Source organism: Achromobacter sp. ACM05 (assembly GCF_019218915.1).
GTDB classification, from domain to species: domain Bacteria; phylum Pseudomonadota; class Gammaproteobacteria; order Burkholderiales; family Burkholderiaceae_B; genus Achromobacter; species Achromobacter animicus.
The window spans coordinates 36,693-58,767 of sequence record NZ_JAHUWQ010000001.1; the positions used below are offsets into that span (position 1 = coordinate 36,693).

The 22,075-nt window shown below is 66.6% G+C and carries 23 protein-coding genes and 1 tRNA gene; 11 read left to right on the plus strand and 13 right to left on the minus strand.

Annotated features, from left to right (window positions below):
- Window positions 1-52 precede the first annotated feature (52 nt).
- Together KW836_RS00200 and KW836_RS00205 are read right to left on the minus strand one after the other, a co-directional pair.
- The gene (locus tag KW836_RS00200; protein WP_062838528.1) at window positions 53-397 is read right to left on the minus strand and encodes a TIGR01244 family sulfur transferase; all 345 of its coding nucleotides are present in this window, start codon (window positions 395-397) and stop codon (window positions 53-55) included.
- A 36-nt stretch (window positions 398-433) separates the two neighbouring features.
- A complete protein-coding gene (locus KW836_RS00205; protein ID WP_255595037.1) occupies window positions 434-1,894 on the minus strand; it encodes a PLP-dependent aminotransferase family protein in 1,461 nt (486 codons plus the stop codon).
- Window positions 1,895-2,033: 139 nt separating this feature from the next.
- Between KW836_RS00205 and KW836_RS00210 the strand changes: the two genes are divergently transcribed.
- Together KW836_RS00210 and KW836_RS00215 are read left to right on the plus strand one after the other, a co-directional pair.
- Window positions 2,034-2,957, plus strand: a complete 924-nt coding sequence (locus tag KW836_RS00210; protein WP_218342132.1) for a DMT family transporter — start codon at window positions 2,034-2,036, stop codon at window positions 2,955-2,957.
- Window positions 2,954-3,598: a LysE family translocator gene (locus KW836_RS00215; protein ID WP_175139069.1), complete on the plus strand. Its 645-nt coding sequence runs from the start codon at window positions 2,954-2,956 to the stop codon at window positions 3,596-3,598. The genes KW836_RS00210 and KW836_RS00215 overlap by 4 nt, the downstream gene beginning before the upstream one ends.
- An 8-nt stretch (window positions 3,599-3,606) precedes the next feature.
- Here KW836_RS00215 and KW836_RS00220 read toward each other — a convergent pair whose 3' ends face one another.
- Window positions 3,607-4,299 (minus strand): LrgB family protein, encoded by a 693-nt coding sequence (locus tag KW836_RS00220; RefSeq protein WP_218342134.1) that lies wholly within the window; start codon window positions 4,297-4,299, stop codon window positions 3,607-3,609.
- Complete coding sequence (locus KW836_RS00225) at window positions 4,289-4,693, minus strand: CidA/LrgA family protein (protein WP_218342136.1); 405 nt, start codon at window positions 4,691-4,693, stop codon at window positions 4,289-4,291. Before KW836_RS00225 ends, KW836_RS00220 begins: the two co-directional genes overlap by 11 nt.
- A 97-nt stretch (window positions 4,694-4,790) precedes the next feature.
- Between KW836_RS00225 and KW836_RS00230 the strand changes: the two genes are divergently transcribed.
- Window positions 4,791-5,678, plus strand: a complete 888-nt coding sequence (locus KW836_RS00230; protein ID WP_175125380.1) for a LysR family transcriptional regulator — start codon at window positions 4,791-4,793, stop codon at window positions 5,676-5,678.
- 105 nt (window positions 5,679-5,783) lie between these two features.
- Window positions 5,784-6,671, plus strand: coding sequence for an alpha/beta hydrolase (locus KW836_RS00235; RefSeq protein WP_218342138.1), 888 nt, complete (start codon window positions 5,784-5,786; stop codon window positions 6,669-6,671).
- A 7-nt stretch (window positions 6,672-6,678) separates the two neighbouring features.
- Here the strand turns inward: KW836_RS00235 and KW836_RS00240 are convergent, their stop codons facing one another.
- A complete protein-coding gene (locus tag KW836_RS00240) occupies window positions 6,679-7,140 on the minus strand; it encodes a multidrug/biocide efflux PACE transporter (RefSeq protein WP_191578168.1) in 462 nt (153 codons plus the stop codon).
- 110 nt (window positions 7,141-7,250) lie between these two features.
- Between KW836_RS00240 and KW836_RS00245 the strand changes: the two genes are divergently transcribed.
- The gene (locus KW836_RS00245) at window positions 7,251-8,114 is read left to right on the plus strand and encodes a LysR family transcriptional regulator (RefSeq protein ID WP_218342139.1); all 864 of its coding nucleotides are present in this window, start codon (window positions 7,251-7,253) and stop codon (window positions 8,112-8,114) included.
- Here KW836_RS00245 and KW836_RS00250 read toward each other — a convergent pair.
- Entirely contained in the window at window positions 8,101-8,967 is an 867-nt protein-coding gene (locus tag KW836_RS00250) for a ChbG/HpnK family deacetylase (RefSeq protein ID WP_218342141.1), read from the minus strand. The two genes, KW836_RS00245 and KW836_RS00250, sit on opposite strands and share 14 nt — an antisense overlap.
- A 36-nt stretch (window positions 8,968-9,003) precedes the next feature.
- On the opposite strand from KW836_RS00250, the gene KW836_RS00255 reads away from it, so the two are divergent.
- Entirely contained in the window at window positions 9,004-9,399 is a 396-nt protein-coding gene (locus tag KW836_RS00255; RefSeq protein WP_218342142.1) for a GtrA family protein, read from the plus strand.
- Here the strand turns inward: KW836_RS00255 and KW836_RS00260 are convergent.
- Complete coding sequence (locus KW836_RS00260; protein WP_218343229.1) at window positions 9,359-10,942, minus strand: glycosyltransferase family 39 protein; 1,584 nt, start codon at window positions 10,940-10,942, stop codon at window positions 9,359-9,361. The genes KW836_RS00255 and KW836_RS00260 overlap by 41 nt on opposite strands.
- 2 nt (window positions 10,943-10,944) lie before the next feature.
- Complete coding sequence (locus KW836_RS00265) at window positions 10,945-11,991, minus strand: glycosyltransferase family 2 protein (RefSeq protein WP_175139075.1); 1,047 nt, start codon at window positions 11,989-11,991, stop codon at window positions 10,945-10,947.
- 150 nt (window positions 11,992-12,141) lie between these two features.
- Here KW836_RS00265 and KW836_RS00270 point away from each other — a divergent pair, with 150 nt between their 5' ends.
- The 5 genes from KW836_RS00270 to KW836_RS00290 all read left to right on the plus strand — a co-directional run bounded on the left by KW836_RS00270 (window position 12,142) and on the right by KW836_RS00290 (window position 16,315).
- Complete coding sequence (locus tag KW836_RS00270; protein WP_218343230.1) at window positions 12,142-12,669, plus strand: GNAT family N-acetyltransferase; 528 nt, start codon at window positions 12,142-12,144, stop codon at window positions 12,667-12,669.
- Window positions 12,670-12,825: 156 nt separating this feature from the next.
- On the plus strand, window positions 12,826-14,034 hold the full coding sequence (gene gltS, locus KW836_RS00275; protein WP_175186380.1) for a sodium/glutamate symporter: 1,209 nt from the start codon (window positions 12,826-12,828) through the stop codon (window positions 14,032-14,034).
- Between the two features lie 2 nt (window positions 14,035-14,036).
- On the plus strand, window positions 14,037-15,533 hold the full coding sequence (locus tag KW836_RS00280; RefSeq protein WP_218342144.1) for a TAXI family TRAP transporter solute-binding subunit: 1,497 nt from the start codon (window positions 14,037-14,039) through the stop codon (window positions 15,531-15,533).
- Window positions 15,534-15,575: 42 nt separating this feature from the next.
- Window positions 15,576-15,842, plus strand: a complete 267-nt coding sequence (locus KW836_RS00285) for a hypothetical protein (RefSeq protein ID WP_218342146.1) — start codon at window positions 15,576-15,578, stop codon at window positions 15,840-15,842.
- A 5-nt stretch (window positions 15,843-15,847) separates the two neighbouring features.
- The gene (locus tag KW836_RS00290; protein ID WP_218342148.1) at window positions 15,848-16,315 is read left to right on the plus strand and encodes a YaiI/YqxD family protein; all 468 of its coding nucleotides are present in this window, start codon (window positions 15,848-15,850) and stop codon (window positions 16,313-16,315) included.
- A 36-nt stretch (window positions 16,316-16,351) separates the two neighbouring features.
- On the opposite strand, the gene KW836_RS00295 is transcribed toward KW836_RS00290, so the two are convergent.
- From KW836_RS00295 to KW836_RS00315, 5 genes are all read right to left on the minus strand, one after another.
- Window positions 16,352-16,519, minus strand: a complete 168-nt coding sequence (locus tag KW836_RS00295) for a hypothetical protein (protein WP_175125403.1) — start codon at window positions 16,517-16,519, stop codon at window positions 16,352-16,354.
- A gap of 294 nt (window positions 16,520-16,813) precedes the next feature.
- Window positions 16,814-16,888, minus strand: a tRNA-Val gene (locus KW836_RS00300).
- A 61-nt stretch (window positions 16,889-16,949) separates the two neighbouring features.
- Window positions 16,950-17,675 carry a DNA polymerase III subunit epsilon gene (gene dnaQ / locus KW836_RS00305; protein WP_218342150.1) on the minus strand — a complete coding sequence of 242 codons (726 nt, stop codon included), beginning with the start codon at window positions 17,673-17,675 and terminating at the stop codon, window positions 16,950-16,952.
- A 44-nt stretch (window positions 17,676-17,719) separates the two neighbouring features.
- Window positions 17,720-20,818 carry an efflux RND transporter permease subunit gene (locus KW836_RS00310; RefSeq protein WP_218342152.1) on the minus strand — a complete coding sequence of 1,033 codons (3,099 nt, stop codon included), beginning with the start codon at window positions 20,816-20,818 and terminating at the stop codon, window positions 17,720-17,722.
- A 30-nt stretch (window positions 20,819-20,848) separates the two neighbouring features.
- Window positions 20,849-21,931 (minus strand): efflux RND transporter periplasmic adaptor subunit, encoded by a 1,083-nt coding sequence (locus tag KW836_RS00315; protein ID WP_175186377.1) that lies wholly within the window; start codon window positions 21,929-21,931, stop codon window positions 20,849-20,851.
- Between the last annotated feature and the right edge of the window lie 144 nt (window positions 21,932-22,075).

Here is a 22,075-nt window from a genome sequence, read left to right on the forward strand (position 1 = left end):
GCCGGGTCCACATCCGTCGAACCGGCGGCCTTGACGAGGGTCAAGGCCGGGTTTATCCCAACTGCTGGGCAGCCGCGAACAGGTTCGTGCAGCGGGTGCCGGTGCGGCAGTATGCCAGGACCGGGCCCGGCAGGGTGCGCAGCAGTTCCGCAAAGCGCGCGACGTCGGCGGCCGTCATGGCGCTTCCCACGACGGGCTGGTATTCGATCTGCAGACCGGCTTCCTGCGCGGCGCGCGACACGTCGGCGGCGGTGGGCTGGTCAGGACCGCCCTCGAAATCGGGGCGGTTGATGATGACGCTCTTGTAGCCGGCGGCGGCCACGTCGGCCATGTCGTCGGGACCCAGTTGCGGGGCGACGGCAAAGTTCTGGGTGAGAGGCTTGATGGGTGCGGACATGACGGTTCCTTCGGTGACTGGCGATGTTGCTCGGAATTATTGATTGTAGGACCCGTTCTGCGCGAAAAGTTTTTCCAGTTCGGCCCAGATTCCCCGGTGGTCGGCAACGGATACCGAAAAGCGCAGCATGGTGGACGGCGCCTGCGTCGGCGAAAACAACGTGCCGGGCGCCAGCAGCAGGCCGCGGTCAGCGGCTTCGCGCGCCAGCACCTCGGAATCGCGCCCGCAATCGGCCCAGACGAACATGCCCCCGTGCGGCTCGTGCGGGATGGTCAGGCCCAGTTTCAGCAGCCCTTTCATGCACCGCTGGCGCGCGTCATCGACCCGGTGCCGCACGCGCTCGATATGCCGCCGGTACTGCCCTTCCATGAGGACGCGGTGCACGACGCGCTCGCCGAGTTCGGGCGAGGTCAGACCCGCCAGCATTTTCAGGTCGGCCAGCTTCTGCAGCAGTTCGGAATTGGCGGCCAAATAGCCGACACGAAGACTGGCCGCCAGCATCTTGGAATAGCCGCCCACGTAGATGACGCGGTTAAGCCGGTCCAGCGCGGCGAGCTTGATGGCGCCCCCCGGATGCAGCTCGCCGTAGGTGTCGTCTTCGACCACCATGAAATCGTGGCGCTCGGCGATGCGCAGAATGCCGTAGGCCGCTCCCGCGGACAGGGTGTGGCCGGTGGGATTGTGGACCGAGCCATTGATGATGAAGAGCTTGGGCTTGTGCTGCGCGGCCAGTTGCTCGAGCAGGTCGAGATCGGGGCCGTCCGGGCCGCGCGGCACGCCGATCAGGCGGGCGCCAAAGGCCGCCAGCCGGCCGAAGATCACGAACCAGGCCGGGTCCTCGACCAGGACGGTATCGCCCGGCTTGACCAGATGGCGCGCGATGAGGTCCAGCCCGTGGGTGACGCCGTTGGTCGTGAGCAGGTTTAGCTCGGGATGGGCGGGCACGCCCTCGTTCTGCAGGACTGCGGCAATCTGCTGGCGCAGCGGCGCGAAGCCCTGGGGGCTGCCGTAGCTGACGAGGTTGGCGCGCACCGAGCGGCCCACGGCGCGCACGGCCCCCGCCACCATGTCGGGATCCAGCCAGTCTGCGGGCAGCAGGCCCGCGCCGCCCGGCATGCCCGGCGCGGTCGATTCCCGGAACATGCTGCGCAGCAGCCACGCGATGTCGACTCGCGCGGGCGGCGCGAGCGTGCTGGGCGCGGCCGCGGCCACTGCCGTCAGCGGGCCGCTGCGCGCCTTGACGAAAAACCCCGCGCCCCGGCGCGACTGCACCAGCCCGCGCGCCACGAGGCGGTCGTAGGCTTCGACCACGGTGAAACGGCTGACGCCCGACTGTTCGGCCATTTTGCGGATGGACGGCAGGCGCGTGCCGGGCCGCAGGCCTTGCTCGTCAATGCGGCGGGCCAGGCCGTCGGCCAATTGCGCCACCAGCGTGGCATCGGCCTGGCGCACGGGCTGCCAAGGCGGGGAAGATGAGGGGGAGTGAGCAACTGTCATGGAGATTTGACCAGGCCAGTGATTAAAGTGACTGCGAAGGTGTACCGGTACTGTACTGACGGCTGTGCGTAGAGTGACAGCAATGCCGCAAACCTGCAACCGCAGGCGCTGCGGCCATGTCACTTTTTACGGTGCCGTCATGTCCCGTCCCGCGCTTTATCCCACGCCTTCGGCCGCCTCCGCCGCCTCGACTTCCCTCTGGGAGGGATACGGCTATGGTTTCCTGGGCGTGCTGGTGTTTTCGCTGACCCTGCCAATGACCCGCGTCGCGGTGGCCGAGTTGTCGCCCTTGCTGGTCGGATTGGGCCGTGCGCTCATCGCCGCCCTGCCTGCCATCGCCCTGCTGTGGCTCACGCGAAGCCGCCGGCCCAACCGGCAGGAATGGCCGGGCGTGATTCTGGCGGCGCTGGGCATCGTCGTGGGTTGGCCGCTGGCCTCGTCGATGGCGATGCAGACGGTGCCCTCGTCGCAGGGCGCTGTCTTCAACGGCCTGCTGCCGCTATCCACCGCCGCGTTTGCCGCCCTGCGCAGCGGCGAGCGTCCGTCAGCCGCCTTCTGGGGCTGGGCCGTCGCCGGCGCCGCGCTGGTCACCGCCTATGCGCTGCGCCAGGGCGAAGGCACGCTGACGGCCGGCTACCTGTGGCTGCTGGTGGCGGTGGTGCTGGGCGGAATGGGGTACGCGGAGGGTGCGCGGGCCTCGCGCACGCTGGGCGGTTGGCGCACAATATGTTGGGCGCTGACCATCAGCGCACCGGTGGTTGCCCTGCCCGTCGGCTGGATGGCGGCGCAGCAGCCCCACTGGCCCAGTTCCGATGTGGTTGCCGCCTTCGCCTACCTGGCTTTCGGCTCAATGTTCCTGGGATTTTTCGCCTGGTATCGCGGCTTGGCCGCCGGCGGAATTGCCCGGGTCGGACAAGTGCAATTGCTGCAACCCTTCCTTACCGTCGTGGCCGCTGCTTTGCTGTTTGGCGAAACCGTGGAGGCGACGACGTTCGTGTTTGCCGCCGCCGTGATCGCCGTTATTGCCGGCGGACGCCGCGCCATCGTAAGGACCCCGACATGAACCTGTTTCCCGCCAATTGGGCCGACGTCCCGCTGGCCTCGCTTTCCCTCCTGGGTCCGCTGGCGCTGTTTGCTCTGGTCAGCTCGATCACGCCCGGCCCCAACAACGTGATGCTGGCGTCGTCGGGCTTGAACTTCGGATTCCGGCGCAGCGTGCCGCACCTGCTGGGCGTGAATCTGGGCTTCACGCTGATGATTTTTCTGGTCGGTGTGGGCCTGGGCTCGGTGTTTCAGCAGACGCCTGTCCTCTACACCATCCTGAAGTATGCCGGCGCGGCCTATCTGCTTTACCTCGCGTGGAAGATCGCCACCTCGGGTCCGCTGGACGAGGGCGAGGCGCGCGGCAAACCGTTCACGTTCCTGCAGGCCGCCGCCTTCCAGTGGGTCAATCCCAAGGCCTGGGTGATGGCGGTGGGCGTGGTGGCTACCTATACGCCGCAAAACGGATTCTTTGCCAATCTGGTGATCGCGACGCTGGTCTGCGGCATCGTCAACCTGCCCAGCATCGGCATCTGGGTGACGTTCGGTACAGCCCTGCGCCGCGTCCTGCACCGGCCCGCCGCGATCCGCGCCTTCAATGTGGGCATGGCTCTTCTGCTCGTCGCCTCGCTGTATCCGGTCGCGCTGGAACTGCTGCACTGAACAGCGGCTCAGGCCAGCAATCCCACCACGACGGCCGGCGTGACCAGCACGTTGAACAGGCCAGCCATCACCATCACCAGGCCCGCGACCGCGCCTTCTTCGGCGGCAAGCTCGCGGGCCTTGGCCGTGCCGGCGCCATGTGCGCCCATGCCAAACAGCGCGCCGCGCGCCAGCGCCGAGCGCAGCGGCAGCCAGCGGCACATGAGCTGGCCGATGGCAGCGCCGAAGACGCCCGTGACGATGACGAAGACCGCCGTCAGGTCAGGCACCCCGCCCACGTGGGAAGACACCGCGATCGCGAACGGCGTGGCGACCGAGCGCGGCAGCAGGCTGAGCCGCAGGTCCGGCGGCAAGTCCAGCAGGCTGCCCAGAAACCACGCGCTGATGCCCGCGATGCCGCTGCCCACGGCCACGCCCGCGGCCAATACCGGCCAGTACCGCCGGATCAGCGCCCGCTGCTCGTAAAGCGGCAGCGCGAACGCCACGATGACCGGGCCCAGCATGGCCATCAGCCAGTGCGAGCCGGACATGTAGTCGCGATAGCCGGTATGCAGCAGGATGGCCAGCGTCAGCAGAAGCGCGGGCGCGACGACCAGGGTGGATGTCCACCAATAGGCGAAGCGGCGGTAGAACAGGCGCGCGCAGACATACGCGGCGACGGTGGCCGCCGGCCAGAACAGCAGGTTGAATTCAGGCCGCACGGCGGTTCATCCAGCGATAGCAAAGATCGATCGTCAGCGCCGTGCCGGCCATGACAAGCGCCGTGCCGAGCAGGATCACGGCGAGCAGCTTCACGCCGAGCAGGCCGAGAAACTCGCGATGGTCCAGCAACGACATCACCGCCGGCACGAAGAACAGCAGCATTTCCCCCAGCAGCCAGCTCGCCCCGCGCTGCACGTTGCGCACGCGCAACCGCCGCGTCGCCAGCAGGACCAGCACCAGCGCCATTCCGATAACGCCGCCCGGCACCGGCAGCCCTGAGGCCTGCGCCATCGCCTGGCCCAGCACGGAAAAAAGGACGATCAATGCAATCTGCAGCAAACGGCTGCGGCGCAGCGCGCTGCGGATGAGGACGGAATAGCGAAAGCGGGGCATGAGACGAAGATCCAGCGGCAAGCCCTTGTTTTACGCTTCGTGGGCGCATAGATAAAATGAATTCGATGAATCCCATTTATTCCAAACTGGCATAGCGATGGAACTGCGAACGTTGCGCGCGTTGGTGGAGGTCGTCAGGCAAGGCGGTTTCTCCCAGGCGGCCAAAGTGATCCACGCGACCCAACCCACGATCAGCAAGGCCGTTCGGCAGTTGGAGGACGAGCTGGGCATGCTCTTGCTGGACCGGCAGGCGCAGCCGCTGCGGCTGACGGCCGCGGGCGAGATCGTGTATCGGCGCGCCCTGAACATGCTGGCCGAACGCGACGATCTGAACGCCGAGCTGGATGACCTGAAGGGCCTGAAACGGGGTGTGCTGCGCCTGGGCCTGCCGCCGCTGGGCAGCAGTTCGCTGTTTGCGCCGATGTTCGCGCGCTTTCGCAGCCGCTATCCGCGCATCGAGATCAGCCTGGTCGAACACGGCAGCCGCCGGCTTGAAGAAATGGTGATGGCCGGTGAAATCGAACTGGCGGGATCGCTCAAGCCCGTGCCGGACCACTTCGAATGGCAGCCCGTCGCACGCGAACCGCTGGTGGCGCTGATGCCCGCCGATCACCCACAGGCCCGCGCCGAGTCGGTGGGGCTGCACGACCTGCGCGACTCGCCCTTCGTGCTGTTCGAAACAGGGTTTGCCCTGAACCGCATCATCCACGACGCGTGCCAACGGGCGGGGTTCGTCCCGACCATCGCCGCGCGCAGCGGTCAGATCGATTTCATCGTGGCGCTGGTGGCGGCGGGGCTGGGCGTGGCGTTTCTGCCGCGCATGAAGGCCAACGAGGAACTGCATGCGAGCGTGGCTCGCGTGCCTTTGCGTGATTCGGGGACGGACTGGGAGATGGTCCTGGTGTGGCGCCGTGGCGGTTATCTGTCGTATGCCGCGCAGGCATGGCTGGCGTTGACGCGCGAGGTCCACCCGGGCGCCGCCTGATGGCGGGCCGCGCCCGGACCGGCAAACATCGGGACAAACTTCCGGCGCCCGCGCCGGAGTATGCTGATGCCGGAACCCGGCCCGACTTGCCGGGTCAGATCATTCATGCCCGCCCTGCCCCGACTCTCAGCCCGCCGCCTGTTTGCCGCCGCCGTGCTTGCCGCCGCCGGCGTGGTCGGCTGCTCTCAACTGGATTCCTGGCAGCGCCAGACCATTTTTTCGCCACAGTCCGAGCCGCAATCCTGGTGGCGGGACCCTGCCGCGGGAACGCAGGTCTACGACCTGACGCTCGACAACGGCGACAAGATCCGCGCCTGGTATCTGGCCAGCCCCAAAAAAGGCGCCCCCACCGTGCTGTATCTGCACGGCGCGCGCTGGAACCTGAATGGCAGCGCGTTCCGCATCGACGGCTGGAGCCGTATGGGGTATTCCATACTGGCGATCGATTACCGCGGCTTCGGTGCGTCCACGCCGCGTCTGCCCTCCGAAGACAGCGCGCTAGAGGACGCCATGGCGGGCCTGAAGGAACTGGCGCGCCTGCAGCCCGATCCGGCGCGCCGCTTTGTGTACGGCCATAGCCTGGGCGGCGCAATCGCCATCGATCTGGCCTCACGTCCCGAGCAACCGGACTTCGCGGGCCTGATCGTGGAATCCAGCTTCACCAGCATCGGCGCCATGCTGGCCACGCTGCGCTGGGGCAACGTGCCCGGCGCCAGCCTGCTCGTCACGCAGCCGTTCGCATCCGTGGACAAGCTGGCCCAGCTGCACACGCCCATGCTGTTCATGCACGGCACGGCCGACCGCGTGGTGCCTCATACCATGAGCGACGAACTCTTTGCCGCTGCCCGCAACGTGGCGCCCGAATTGAAGCGGCTGGTGAAAATAGAAGGCGCCTCGCATTCGGGCGCCTTCCGCAGCGGCACACAGTATGAGACCGCTGTCAGAACCTTCATGCAGGACGCGAGCCAGGCATACGAGCGCAAGAAGGGTTGACGAGGCGTCAGACGCCGGCGGCAGCGGCGCCGCTGCGGCGGGACAGCCACGCGATCACGCGGGGACGGCTGCGGTCGTACGCCAGGTTGTAGAAGAACGCGTAGGGCAGATAGAACAGCACCAGCGCGATGTCCAGCACGAAGGCTTCCCACAGGCTGATGTTGAGCCACCAGGCCGCCAGCGGAATCACGATCAGGATCAGGCCGAACTCGAAGCCGAACGCGTGCAGTACGCGGATGCGGAACGTACGGGTCCAGCCGAAGCGGTTTTCGACACGGTCGAAGCCAGCGTTGTAGATCATGTTCCAGACCAGCGCGATCCAGGCGATGACCGCGGTCAGCACGCCCATTTCGAACAGCGACTTGCCCATGGCCCACGCGGCCACGGGCGCACACAGGCCGATGGCGATAATTTCGAACAAGAAGGCGTGGATGAAACGTTCTTTTAGGGTTTTCTTGGCTTGGGTCATGACCCACCTGCGGTCGATTGCTGAAGAGTGACCGCATTGTCCGCGACATTTCCGGTACGAAAAAGATAATATCCATCGGAAAAACCGATACACCTACCGCCGGGCTACTTATGCGCCACTCACTCGAATCCCTCGCCGCCTTCGCCCAGGTCGCCTCTGAAGGCTCGTTCTCGGCTGCGGCCCGCAAGCTGGGCAAGAGCCAGTCCACCATCAGCGAGACCATCGCCAATCTCGAGGTGGACCTGAACGTCGCGCTGTTCGACCGCAGTCAGCGCCAGCCTTCCCTGACCGCCGCCGGCAAGGTGCTGCTGGGGCAGGCCTTGCAGGTGCTGGCCGCCAACGATCGCCTGAACCGCAGCGCCAGCCAATTATCCGAAGGCCTGGAACCCCGGCTCACGGTCGTGCTATCCGACACGTTCCAGTCGCGCACGTTCGAGGCCATGCTGAGCCAGATCGACGCGCGCTATCCGGCGCTGCGCTTCGAATGCCTGATCGCGGAATACGAGGACGTGGTGGCGCTGGTGCAGCAGGGCCGCGCGCACGTCGGGCTGATGGCGGCGCAGGAAAGCTATCCGCCGGACGTCGCCCACGCGTGCCTGGCGGAACGCTCCGAAATCGTCCTGTGCGTGGGGCGCTCGCATCCGCTGGCCAGTTTGCCGTCGGTCACGTCCGATCAGCTGAAGACCGAACGCGAGCTGCGACTGAGCACCTACGAACTGGACGACAAGGAGGCCACGCCGGCCCATTCGACGTGGTCGGCGCCGGGCTATCTGATGCTGCTGGAAATGGCCAGCCTGGGCTTCGGCTGGACCGAACTGCCGCGCTGGATGATCCAGCGCTTCGGCCGCGACCAGCTCGTGGAATTGAAGGTGCCGGGTTGGCCGCGCCACATCCATGTCGACGCGGTCTGGTCCACCCGCCGCGCGCTGGGACCAGCGGGCGCCTGGCTGCTGGAAAGCCTTACGCAGGGATAGCGCGCGCCGCCACGGGCAACAAGGGCTCCGCGTGCGTCAATGCCAGGCGCGTGATGCTGACGCCATTGGCGCGCAGCCATTCACCCAGCTTCGGATCGGCCAGCACGTCGAATTCGGCGCGCCGCTGGCGAGCCATGGCGCTGCCCCGCTCGCTGCCCAGTGCCGGATGACACATGACGAGATCGCCTTCGCGCGCGTTGAACAGCCAGGTTTGCAAGAAGTGCGCGTAGCGGCGCTTGCCGCCGTCGAACGCATAGACGCCCAGCAGCCGCCTGTTGGTCCGCAAGCCGCTTGAACGGGCCTCGCGCGCCAGCGCCGACGCCCCCAACGCGCCGATCACGCGCGCCTTCACCGACTCCTTCAGCGGCATCCCGCACTGCATGCCGGGCGCGGTCTGGCGCAGCCAGGGCGCCTGCGCGCCCGCCTGCGTGCCATAACGTCGCGCCATTAATGCCAGCAAGCGCTGGCGGATGCCGGGCAGCTGATGCACATGCTGGTGTCCATCCACATAGTCCGGCGCCCGGCCGAACGCCGCCTCGAACGCATCGAACTGCCGGACAAGCTGCGCCTCGACCCACGCCGCGTCGAGCAGGCCGGCGTAGGCCTTGAGGATCAGCGCGCCCAACGCGGGCATCGGTTCGGCGCCCGCGCTCAACGTTTCCGACAGATTCAGGTGCAGGCCGATGTCCACATCCAACGCGGCGAGCCGCGGCGCGTTGGCCGCGAAGGTGGGTCCCAGCGTCAGGCAACTGACCGCACTGACGCGCCCCATGCCGGCCAGCGCAATCATGCCCTCGTCGACATCCGCATTCATGCCAAAATCATCACCGCACACCACGACGCGTTTGCTCATCGCCGCCTCTCCGTCTTTCTGTCCGCCACATCCCACATGCGCGCCCTCATCCGGCAAATCAGCCTTTTCATCGCCGTCGGTTGCGCCGCCGCGGCAACGCATTGGGCCGTTGCCGTGGGCTGCGTCGAAGCGTTCGGCGCCCCCCCGCTGGCGGCCAACCTGATCGGCTGGATGGTCGCCTTCGTGGTGTCCTTCAGCGGCCATTACCGGCTCACGTTCCGACATTCGCCCATCCCCTGGACCGTAGCGGCCCGTCGTTTCTTTTTCATTTCAGCGATCGGCTTCTTGATCAATGAAACGGCCTACGCCTGGCTGTTGCAGGCCACCGACGTGCCGTACGACACGCTGCTGGCGCTGATTCTGATCGGCCTGGCGTTCGCGACATTCATCGCTAGCCGGCTGTGGGCGTTCCGGCACAAAGCCGGTTCTTAAGCGCCGCGTCCGCCTGCAGTAACCACATTGCATGCCGGGCACTGGCGACGGCAGGCTTCACGCCTTGCAGCGGCGTGTAGACCGCGCCGTCGCCATGATTGCCCCACACCCAGAACCGCGAGCCCTCGGGCGCCGCGCACAAACGGGCATTGAACTGGGCCGCGCTGACCAGCACCTGCGCCCCGGTGACCGGATCGAACCTGGCGGCGTCGTACAGTTCCTTGCGCCAGTTGTCGCGCACCGGCACTTCGGGATTGAGCCAGTCGTCCACGACCCACGTGGGCCGTGGCGCACGCGCGTACAGCGCCAGATCGAAGGGGTAGGCGTGCAGCGAGACAAAGGTGTCGTCCGGCCGCGCCTCCTGCCGCACCAGCGTGGCCAGCGGCGCGGCGCTGCCTCGGGCATTGAACGCCGCAACACCCACCGCGATGACGCAGATTCCCGCCGCGACGGCGGCGCTGATGCGCACCAGCCGCGGCGTCATCACGCCGGTCTGGCCGCGCCATGCCGACAGGATGACCTCGGCCAGCAGAAAGGCCAGCGGCGCCAACGCCGGCAACACATAGCCGACCAGCTTGGAATGCGGCAATGAAAAGAACACCACCACCACGGCGAACCACACCGCCGCCAGGCGCCGCAGGCTGCGCGCGGGACCGGGTGCCCAGTAGGCGCGGCGCAGGATGCCGCCGCCCCACAATGACCACGGCAGGCTCAGGCCAGCCAGCACCGGCAGGTAGAACCAGAACGGCTGGGCGTTGTTGAAGCCGCTGGCGGCGAAGCGCTGGAAATGCTGATAGACGAAGAAATAGTCGTAGAAGCCGGGATACCGCACCTGCATCAGCACGAACCACGGCGCGGCGACGGCCACGAACACCAGCAGCGCCGGCGGCCAGAGCAGCGCCGCCAGCCCGCGCCACCGCCGTTCCCAGACCAGCCAGAGCAGCAGGATGGCGCCCGGCAGCACCAACCCGATCAGCCCTTTGGCCAGCACGGCCAGCGCGGCCAGCGCCGCGGCAGCGACGGACATCCCGCGCGCCCCTTCACCGCGTTCTACGCGCAGCGCGGTTTCAGCGGCGGCCAGGACGCACAGCGTGATGAGGCCCGCAACCAGCATATCCAGGTTGGCAAACTGCGCGCCCCCATAGAAGAACGGCATGGTGCAAAGCGCCAGCACGGTCAGCGTGGCGGCAAACGCATCGCGATGACGCCGCACGAAAACGTACAACCCGGCGGCGGCGCCCCAGGCGGCCAGCCAAGACGGCACGCGCGCCGCCCACGGATGCACGCCGAACATCGAGAACGACAGCTCGGTCAGCCAGTAGTACAGCGGCGGCTTGTGGAAGTAAGGCATGCCGTCCAGCAGCGGCACGGCGTGTGAGCCGCTGCGCAGCATGTCCCAGGCCACGCCGGCATAGCGCCCTTCATCGGGCAAGGTCAGCGGCCGCATCCACGCCAGCCAGGCCAGCCAGATGCCGACGGCCAGCAAGAACCGTCCTGCCGGCGGGGTCCATTCGGAGCGCGCCGGTGTGCTGTAGTCCGCCATCATCAGCCCTGCGCCTTGCCAGCGGGTCGGCCGCGGCTGCGCCGCACGACGAACAGCGGACGGCCCTTCACCTCGTCGAAGATGCGGGCCACGTATTCGCCCACCACGCCCAACGAAATCAGATTGACGCCCGCAAAGAACAGCACCGCGGTGACGATGGTCGTCCACCCGGAGACAGCGTTGCCGGACATCAGGTAATCGCCCACGAGAAAGGCCGCATAGGCCAGCGCCAGCACGGCAAACGCCACGCCCACCAGGCTGACCATGCGCAGCGGCCACGTCGTGAATGCCGTCAGGCCGTCAAGCGCCAGGCGAAAAAGGCGCAGCCCGCTATAGGTGCTGGTCCCGTGCATGCGCTCGTCCGGCGTGTAGGGCACGGCCTCGCCCTTGAAGCCGACCCAGGCATACAGGCCCTTCATGAAGCGGGTGCGCTCGGGCAGCGCGATCAGCGCATCGACCACGCTGCGGTCCATCAGCCGGAAGTCGCCGGCGTGCGCTGGCACCTGCACGCCGCGTGCGTTGCTGAGCAACTGATAGAACCAGCGCGCGCCCGAGCGCTTGAGCCAGGATTCGTCGGCGCGGTCGCGCCGCACGGCGTACACCATCTCGGCCCCCGCGGCCCATCGCGCCAACATCAGCTCGATCAACGCGGGCGGATGCTGCAGGTCGGCGTCCAGGCAGATGACCACGTTGCCGCTGGCGGCTTCCAGACCTGCGCTCAGCGCCGCCTCCTTGCCGAAATTGCGGGACAACTGCACGTGGCGAAAGCCTTCGTGCTCGGTCCATTCGGCCATCAGCGCGTCCGTGCCGTCGGTGCTTCCGTCGTCGGCCACGATGATCTCCCAGCTGGTGCACAGCGCGGAAAGGCGGTTGCGCAGTAGCGGCAGCAGCACGCGCAGGTTCTCGCACTCGTTCAGGCACGGAATCACGCAGGTGACGCGGATGTCATACGGCACGTCGGCGGCCTGCGGCGGCCACACGGACCTGAGCGGCAGGGATTTTGCCAGCACCTGCGGCGCTGGCGGGTCGGACCGGAACTGGATGTGCATGGGGTTCTGCAATGATGGAATGCGGGACACGATGCGGTGCAGTATGCGCAGGGGCTCGTCGAATTTTCATGAAATGCCGGCCCGCACCTGGCCGCTAGAATGGCGGGCATCTCCAGTCTTCGGGTTGTCATGCAATACCAAGTCCGTCCCATGCGGGCCAGCGATGTGGACGCCATCCTGCAGGCCCAGGCCCTTGCCTATCCTCAGTTCCTGCTGGAAGGCGCCGGCTTCTTCCTGAACCGTCTCGCGCTTGCGCCGCAATATTGCTGGGTTGCCCAGCCCGGCACGCCAATGTCTTCGGGCGGGTTGCTGGGCTACCTGATTTCCTACCCGTGGGACGCGGGCCTGCCCCCCGCCCTGGACGTGCCGCTAGCCGCGCTGCCGGCGCGGGCCGATCACTGGTTTCTGCATGACTGCGCGGTCGTGCCGGCGGCGCAAGGCACGGGCGTGGGTCAGGCGCTGGTGGGCGCCGCCGCCGCAAGCGCCATGGACAACGGCCTGACGCGCGCCAGCCTGGTGTCCCTGGCATCGGCGGCCGGCTATTGGTTGCGTCATGGCTACGCGCCGTTCGCGCCGCAAACGCCGGGTATCGCAGAAAAACTGGCGGGCTACGGCGAGGGCGCCAGTTACATGTCCCGCGCCTTTCCCTTCCCCGCCGCACGCCCGTTGCGCGCCTGACGGCGTCCCCCACCCCGTGTACAGGTGCACTGGCCTGGACGTAAGATAGCTTCGCAGTCCGCGAACGATGCGGCGGAAGATGGCCTGAACAGCGGGCTTGAACATCGGGTTTGAACAGCTAGTCTTGCTGCGCCCCGGCGGGGCGCGAAGGTTCATATGATCTCCCTTTCGCCCGTCCAATCCCTCCTCGCCTGCTGCCTCGTGCTCGTCATCGGACGGGTCATGACCACGCGCATCGGCGTCCTGGCGCGCTACAGCATTCCGGACCCCATCGTAGGCGGCCTGCTGTTCGCCGTATTGGCCTATCTGTTGTCCACCTGGGGCGGCGTCGCCGTCTCGCTGGAGACCAGCATCAAGCCCACGCTGCTGCTGCTGTTCTTCGGCTGCATCGGGCTTACCGCCAACCTCAAGCTGCTGGCGCGCGGCGGGCCCCGTCTCATCGCCTTTCTCCTCGCGTTGATTCCGTTTCTGGTCCTGCAGAACGCCGTGGGGCTGGGCATGGCATGGCTGCTGGACATGCATCCGCTCATGGGTCTGCTGGGCGGCACGATCACGCTGGTGGGCGGTCACGGCACCGGCGCGGCCTACGCGACGCGCTTTGCCGACTTCAACAACATCCAGGACGTCATGCCGCTGGCCATGACGGCGGCGACGCTGGGACTGGTGCTGGGCGGCGTGGTGGGCGGCCCCGTGGCGGAATGGATCATGCGCCGCCACAAAGTGTCGGGCAGCCTGGACCACACCGCGGCCGAAGGCCACCAGGCCGCCGACCTGAATGAAACGCATCAGCCGCCCACCCCGGGTACCTTCATCCTGTCCATGACCGCCGCGTTCGTCTGCCTGGTCGTCGGCGGCATGCTGGCAGCGCTGGTGGAAGATGCCCCGGTCAGCCTGCCCAACTTCCTGTGGTGCCTTGCGACCGGGGTACTCATCCGCAATGCAGGGCCGCTGGTGGGCATCCGGCTCGACGATCGCGCCACCGACATCATCGGCACGATCTCGCTATCGCTGTTTCTGGGCATGACGATGATGACGCTGGACCTGTCCAGCGTCGCGCGTCTGGCCGGCCCGCTGGCGCTGATGCTGGCGGTGCAGACGCTGGTCTGCGCGCTGTATGCCGCCTGGGTGGTGTTCCGGCTGCTCAAGCGCGACTACGAGGCCGCCATCATGTCCGCGGCATTCTGCGGCTTCGCGCTGGGCGCCACCGCCACCGCCATCGCCAACATGCAGGCGCTCACGCGCCGCCACGGTCCGGCGCCGGAAGCCTTCATCGTGGTCCCCGTCACCGGCGCCTTCCTGGTGGACATCCTGAACGTGATCGTCCTGAGTTCGCTGATTTCCTTGCCGTTCGTGGGAGGGATGTAGCCATGTTCAAAAGACTCTTGATGGTCCTGCTGTGCGCGGTGCTGGCCGCGTGCGGCCGCGCGCCCGACGCGGACGCCCTGCGCGTGGACGTCACGCGCAGCCTGGATGCGACCTATGGGCAGGACCTGTTCCGCATCGCGGATCTCAAGCGCATGGGGTCGGCCACGGACAGCACCGCCCCGGCGGGCGAAACCCGGCGCGTCGTGTACTACGACATCGACCTGGAACTGACCCGCGACATTTCGCTGGGCGCATGGGATCAGCCCGGCGCGGCGTCGCTGGTGACGTTGCTGGGCGCCGGTCCGCGCAGCATCAGCGGCGTGAAGTCCGGCGGCAACAAGGCCGGCGATCGCATCATTGCCCACGCCAGCGCCATCTACCGCGAAGCGGACGGCGCGTGGAAGCTGGTGACGCCCGCAGGCTTCAAGGCGGCCGAGGCGCCGTCACTGGATACCGGGGCGCCGCCGCCCGTCACGCGCCAGCTGCTGGACACGCTCGACCAGATCACCCACTCGGTAACCTACAGCGCGTCCAGCACGGCCCAGCATGTGGTCCAGCAGGAGCTGGAACGCTCGGTCGCGCGCATCAATGGCCGGCTTTCCCGGCTCCAGCAGGGTTATCCGTTGGCCGGCGGTCCGGACCGCGGCGAGTACCTGGCCTTTTCGCGCGCCCTGAGCGACGTGGCGCGCGCGCGCCAGATCCGGGTGTCGCCGCTCATCACCGGAGGCGGCGCCGACAACATCGCATTGCTGCGCAGCGGCGACGCCGTCGTCGGCCTGGCGCAGGCCGATACCGCGCAGATGGCCTACGAGGGCACGGGTCCCTTCGCGGGTCAGGGGCCGTTTCCCGGCCTGCGTGCGCTGGGCAGCCTGTATCCGGAGATGGTCCACATCGTCGTGCGCGACGATCCCGCTCTGCGTGGCGTGCGAGATCTGAAGGGCAAGACGATCGCATTGGGTCCCGAAGGGTCAGCCGTGCGCGCTACCCTGCAAACTGTGCTGGCAGCGCATGGCCTGCAGGCCGGGCGCGATTACCAAGTGTCCGACACCCCGTTTGTTGCCGCCCTGCCGCTGCTGCGATCCGGGGCGGTCGACGCCGCCGCCCAGGTGATCGGCGTGCCGGCCACGCCGCTGCGCGACGCGCTGATTCCCGCGCAGCTCAAGCTGCTGCCGCTCGATGCCGAGGCGATCAAAACCCTCACGGCCGGCGACAGCGTGCTGATGCCGCTGGACATCGCGGCCGGCACGTATCCCAATCAGCAGGAACGCATCCCCACGGTGGGCGTGGCGGCGCTGATGCTGACCACCACCGACCTCACGCGCGACGAAGCGCTTGTGGTCGTGCGCGCGGTCTACCAGGCCGGCCAGGACCTGCTGGCGGCCGGTTCGACGCAGGGCTCGCAGGTATCGGCGGCCACCGCCCGGCTCGGCCTGAGCGTGCCGCTGCACGACGGCGCCGAGGAAGGTATCGCCCAACTGGAGCACGGCAAACCGCGCTGACGCGCGTTGCGTCTATGATGGCGCTCCCTATCAGGAATTCCGATGAACAAATTCGATCTTCAAAAGAACCAGGCCCTCAAGCTGGCCGGCCAACTCAAGCAATCGGCGACGCCCGACCGTTTTGGCGCCTCGTCCCAAGTGCCCGACCGCCGCGAGCAGCGCAAGCTGGATCAGGCCGCCGGTCTGGTGCCCTTCCCGCTGAAGCTGTCGCAGACGCAGGCCGACAAGCTGCGCGCCGCCGCCGCCGAACGCGGCGTGTCGACCAACGACCTCGTGGCCGAGGCGCTTGAGAAAGCGCTGAGCAAGTAAGCGCAATGCACATCTGGGTCGACGCGGACGCCTGCCCCGCCGTCATCAAGGACATCCTGTTCCGCGCCGCGCAGCGCTGGCAGGTGCCCCTGACGCTGGTGGCCAACCAGGCGCTCTACACGCCGCCGTCGCCGCTGATCCGGGCCGTGCAGGTGCCACGCGGCTTTGACGTGGCCGACGCGCATATCGTGGAGCGGGCGGAAAAAGGCGACCTGGTCATCACCGGCGACATTCCGCTGGCTGCGCAGGTGCTGGAAAAAGGCGCGATGGCGCTCAATCCCCGCGGCGAACGCTATTCGCCGGAAACCATCCGCGAACGGCTGGTGATGCGGGACATGATGGAAGAACTGCGCGCCAGCGGCGTGGACACGGGCGGCCCGTCGTCGTTCAGCCAGTCCGACCGCAAGGCGTTCGCGAACCAGCTCGACACGCTGCTCGCGCGGGTGGCCCGCCAGCAGGCGCAGAAAAGCTGAAAACCGCCGGCAGGGCCCGCGGTCAGTTATCAGCGGTCAGTAAAAGGTGATGTATGCCTTGTAGATGATCGCGCCGATCGCGGTGACAAGGCCCAGGCCCATCAGGGTCATGCCGAGATTGCGGTCACGAAACCCGAAGCCGATCAACATGAGCGCCACGCCGGTGCAAATGATGATGAGCATGGTGTTGGTATGCGGACCCATGGCCTTCTCCTGTTTTGCTCGGCAGTCATTCGCCGTTTTATCGATGATAGACAGGCGTGGAACAGGCTTGGCGCAACCGAAAGCTGGCCGATTGCGACAGATCAGAAGAAGATTAATGAATCGAAAACAAAAAAGCCAACCGATGAAGGTTGGCTTTTTGCTTGAGCATTACTGCCCGAAATACTGACTGCCCGAAGAACAAAACCGATATCGCTAATTACTGCTGCATTACTGCTACGACATGGGCGTTGTCTTTTGGGGCTCTTCAAAGGCTGTGAAGCCCTAGAAGGTCTTTGGTGGGTAGTACTGGGTTCGAACCAGTGACCCCTGCCGTGTGAAGGCAGTGCTCTACCACTGAGCTAACCACCCCGAAAGAGGCGAAATAATAGCACGAATTTTTGAACGTGTGCAAGTCGCCTCGGGAAAACTTTCAGGCGGACGCCGCCATAGGCGCATCGAGCTTGCGCCAGATGCTCTCGCCGCCCACGCTCTTGTCCAGCGCAGCCACGTAAGCTTCGTGCTCGGCCAGCTCTTCGGCGTTGGCGTACAGCACCGGCAGCCCCGATGCGTCGAACTTGGCCAGCACCAGGCCATCGCTGCCGGTGCCCGCATTGTCGTCCACGTCGATCAACAGCGCGTCCTGGCCGCGCGTCATCGCCAGCCAGACTTCGGCCAGAAGCTGCGAGTCGAGCAATGCGCCGTGCAGCGTACGGTGCGCGTTCGAGATGCCGAAGCGGTCGCACAGCGCGTCCAGCGAGTTGCGCTTGCCGGGGAACAGCGACCGGGCATGCAGCAGCGAGTCGGTGACGGTCTCGCAGAACTCGGTGATGGGACCGCGGCCGGTCTTGGCAAGCTCGGCGTTGAAGAACTTCACGTCGAACGCGGCGTTGTGCGCGATCAGCTCGGCGCCCTGGATGAACTTGACGAATTCGTCCGCGACCTCGGAAAAGCGCGGCTTGTCCGACAGGAACTCGGTGGTCAGCCCGTGCACCGCGAGTGCCTCGGGATCGCTGTCGCGGTCCGGATTCAGATAGATGTGCAGATTGTTGCCCGTGGCCATCCGGTTGACGAGCTCCACGCAGCCGATTTCGACGATGCGATGACCCTGTGCAGGGTCCAGTCCGGTGGTTTCAGTGTCAAAGATGATCTGGCGCATAACGATTCCGACCCGTCGATTCCGACGGGTCTATTCCGAAGGGTTTATTCCGATGCTTGAGGCTGCGAGGCTGGCGGCGTGTGCGATTGATGCGCTTCGCTGCCGGACTCGCCTGCCTTCTTGCGTGCGGTGGCAATCAGCGTGTAGGCCACCGGCACGACGAACAAGGTCAGTAGTGTACCCAGCAACAGCCCGCCGACCAGAACCCAGCCGATCTGCTGCCGCGATTCCGCGCCCGCGCCCGTGGACAGCGCCAGGGGGACGGTACCCAGCACCATGGCGCCCGTCGTCATCAAAATGGGCCGCAGGCGCAGCACGCTGGCTTCGACCACGGCCTCGAACAGCTCCCTGCCCTCGTCGCGCAACTGATTCGTGAATTCCACGATCAGGATGCCGTGCTTGGTGATCAGGCCGACCAATGTAATAAGCCCGATCTGGCTGTAGATGGACAGCGTGCCGCCCGTCAGCCACAGCGCCAGCAATGCGCCCGTCATGGACAGCGGTACCGACAGCATGATGATGAACGGATTGCGCCAGCTTTCGAACTGCGCGGCCAGCACCAGATAAATGAACGCCAGCGCCATCGCGAACACCAGATAGATGCTGCCCGACGAATCGCGGAACTCGCGCGACTGGCCGTCCAGGTCCGTGATGATCGTGTTCGGCAGGACCTCGCGCGCCACCTGGTGCATGTGTTCCAGCACTTCGCCCAGCGCATAGCCGGGCGCGACAGCCGCGTCGATCTTCACGGCGCGCAGGCGGTTGAAGTGGTTGAGCGACTGCGGCGACACGCCTTCGTGCACGCCCAGCAGGTTGTCCAACTGGACCATGCTGCCGTCGCGCGCGCGCACATAGATGCCTGAAATGTCGGTGGGATTGGCGCGGTCGCGCGGCGTGACCTGCACGATCACGTCGTACTGCTCGCCTTCGTCCTTGTAGCGGGTGACCTGGCGGCCGCCCAGCATCGATTCCAGCGTGCGGCCCACGACGTCCACGTTGGCGCCCACGTCGGCCATCTTGTCTCGGTCCACACGCACGCGAAGCTCCGGGGTGTTCAGGCGCAGATCGGTGTCCAGGTTCAGCAGGCCGGGATACTTGCGCAGCTCGGTCAGGAAAATCTGGGTCAGCCGCGACAGCTCTTCGTACGAGGCCTGGCTCATGATGATGAACTCCACCGGTTTGGATCGGGCCGACTGGCCCAGCGATGGCGGATTGGTGGGAAAGGCGCGCACGCCCGGCAGCGACGCGAACTGCGGCTGCAACTGCTGCGTGATGGTCTGCTGCTTGCGCTCGCGTTCTTCCCAGGGCTTCAAGCGCAGGATCGCCGTGCCGTCCGTGACCGTGGGAAAGCCCACCGTGACCTGGCTGCCGCTGGCTTCCGGAATGTCGGCATAGAACTTCTCGATGCCCAGCATGCTGTCCAGCGTGTAGTTCAGGGTCGCGCCCTCGGGCGCGTTCACGATGCCGAACACCACGCCGCGGTCCTCGACCGGCGCCAGCTCGCTCTTGACCACCTTGAACAGCACGCCGCTGCCCGCGGCCACGGCCAGGCCGATCACCACGACGATCCAACGATGCCGCAGCGACGCGCCCAGCATGCGGCGATAGCCGTTGCTCATGCCGTTCAGCCAGCCTTCGATCAGGTTGTACCAGCGGCTATGGCTGGTCTCGTGCCGCAACAGCACGGAACACATCATGGGCGTGAGCGTCAGCGCCACGAAGCCCGACACCAGCACCGCGCCGGCCAGCGCCAGCGCAAATTCAATGAACAGCCGGCCGGTACGCCCCGTGGCGAACGCCAGCGGCGCATACACGGTGACCAGCGTCATGGTCATGGCGACCACCGCAAAGCCGATTTCCTTGGAGCCGCGCAGCGCCGCTTCCTTGCGTGGCATCCCGTCCTCGATGTGGCGGTAGATGTTCTCCAGGACCACGATCGCGTCGTCCACCACCAGGCCGATCGCCAGCACCATGGCCAGCAGGGTCAGCGTGTTGATGGAAAAGCCGAACAGGTACATCAGCGCACACGCGCCCACCAGCGACACCGGGATGGTGACGATGGGAATGATGCTGGCGCGCAGGTTGCGCAGGAAGAAGAAGATCACCAGCACCACCAGCACGATGGCCTCGATGATGGTGTGGAACACGGAATCGATCGACCGCTCGATGAACACGGACGAGTCGTACGCGATATTCAGCTTCATGCCGGCCGGCAGGGTCTCGTTCAACCGGGCGACTTCCTGGCGCGCCGCCTTGGACAGTTCCAGCGGGTTGGCGGTGGACTGCCGCGTGACGCCGATGTTGATGGCGGGCTTGCCATTGAAGCGGGACAGGATGCGGTCATTGGCTGCCGCGATCTCGACCTTGGCCACGTCTCGCATCCGCACCGGATAGCCCTTCACGTTGGCGACGATCACGTCTTCAAACTGGGCCGGCGTCTGCAGGTCGGTCGCGGACACCACCGAGAATTCCCGCGCGCGCGATTCAATGCGCCCCGCCGGAATTTCCACGTTCTGGCTGCGCAGCGCGGCCTCGACGTCCTGCACCGTCAGGCCGTACGCGGCCAGCTTGTCGCGGTCGACGTAGATGCGCATGGACGGCAGCCGCTCGCCAAAGACGCGCACCTCGGCCGCCCCCGGCAGCACCGACAGACGGGTCTTGATATAGCGGTTGATGTAGTCGGACGTCTGGATGGCCGAGAACGATCCGGATTCCACCGCGATGTAGATGATGGGCTGGGAATCCGCCTCGACCTTGCCGATGATGGGCTCGTCGATCTCATCCGGCAGAAAGCGCCGCGCGCGCGAAACCTTGTCGCGGACTTCGGCCGCCGCGGCGTCCGGGTCGCGCGTCAGGTTGAACTTGATGTTGATCTGGCTGCGCTCTGACCGGCTGCGCGAGGTCATCACGTTGACGCCTTCGATGCCGGCCAGCTGGTCTTCCAGCGGCTTGGTCACCTGCGATTCGATCACCTCGGGTGAGGCGCCCTTGTACGTGGTGTCGACCGACACGATGGGTTCGTCGATCTTGGGGTATTCGCGCACCGTCAGGCGCGAATACGAGATCAGGCCGATCAGCACGATGATCAGCGACAGGACCGACGCGAACACCGGGCGCTTGATACAGGTTTCCGAGATACGCATGGCGCTATCGCTGAAAGGGTAAGGGGCCGGCTATTGGCCGTTGCCCACGATGGTCACGGGCGCGCCATCGGTCACGCGCTGCAGGCCCGAGACCACCAGCTGGTCGTTCAGGGCGACGCCGGTCAGGATCTCGACACGGCCCTCGCGGCGCTCACCGATGGTCACTTCGCGCCGATGCGCCACGCCGTTCTCGACCCGGTAAACGTACTGCGTTTCGCCCGACGGCGATAGCGCGGCCTCGGGCGCGACCAGCGCCTTGTCCTCGTTGAACAGCAGTTGCACCCGCGCGAACATGCCGGGGCGCAGCACACCGTCCTGGTTGGCCACGGTGGCGCGCAGCAGGATCGACCGGCCGCCCGCGTCGACCAGCGGGCTGACCGCGTAGACGAGTCCCCGGCGCTCCTGGCCGGGCAAGGCGTCCAGGCGCAGCGTCAGTTGCTGGCCGACCCGCACCTTGCTCAAGTACATCTCGGGCACGCGGAAATCCACTTTGAGCGGATCGATCGCCTCGAGCGGCGCCAGGTCCTGCCCCTGATTCACGTAGTCGCCCACCGACACGCTGCGCAGGCCGACGATGCCCGCGAACGGCGCGGTAATCGTCATCTTGTCGAGCCGCGCCTGGGCCAGCGCCACGGCGGCCTCTTGCACCTTCAGCGTGCTGGCCGACTCGTCGCGCGCCTGCTGGCTGACGAAACCCTTGCCCTGCAGCTCGACGGCGCGGCGGTAATGGCTTTGCGCCAGCGTAAGGTTCGCGCGCGCCTGCGCAAGTTCAGCGCGCGGCACCGAATCGTCCAGGCGGATGAGCAACTGACCCTGCTTGACGGGCTGGCCTTCCTTGAAATCAATGGCCTGGATGCGCCCGGCCACTTCGGGGCGCAGGACGACGGACTCATCGGAACGCAGGCTGCCCACTGCGGACAGGCCGCGTGCAAAGGGGATTTCCTGGACGGCGGCCACGGCCACGCGGGACGGCGCGGCGGGCGCGGCTTGAGATTTGGTGGTGACCGGGGCGGGAGCGGCGGACGGCGCCAGCCAGCGCGGCACAAACACGCCGAGCGCGGCCCCCGCGGCCAACCCTGCCGCGACGGCGGCCAGCAGTACAGCTTTTTTCATGCGCGAAAGTGGCGGTGTTGCGGCGCGGACCGGGCATGCCCCACTCGGACGTCGCCGCAGGAACTGGAGGAAGGGAAGGCACTTTAGCACCCGGATTTACATACTGGAACAATCCTGAAGCGCGATGAAAGAACTAAATCTGCC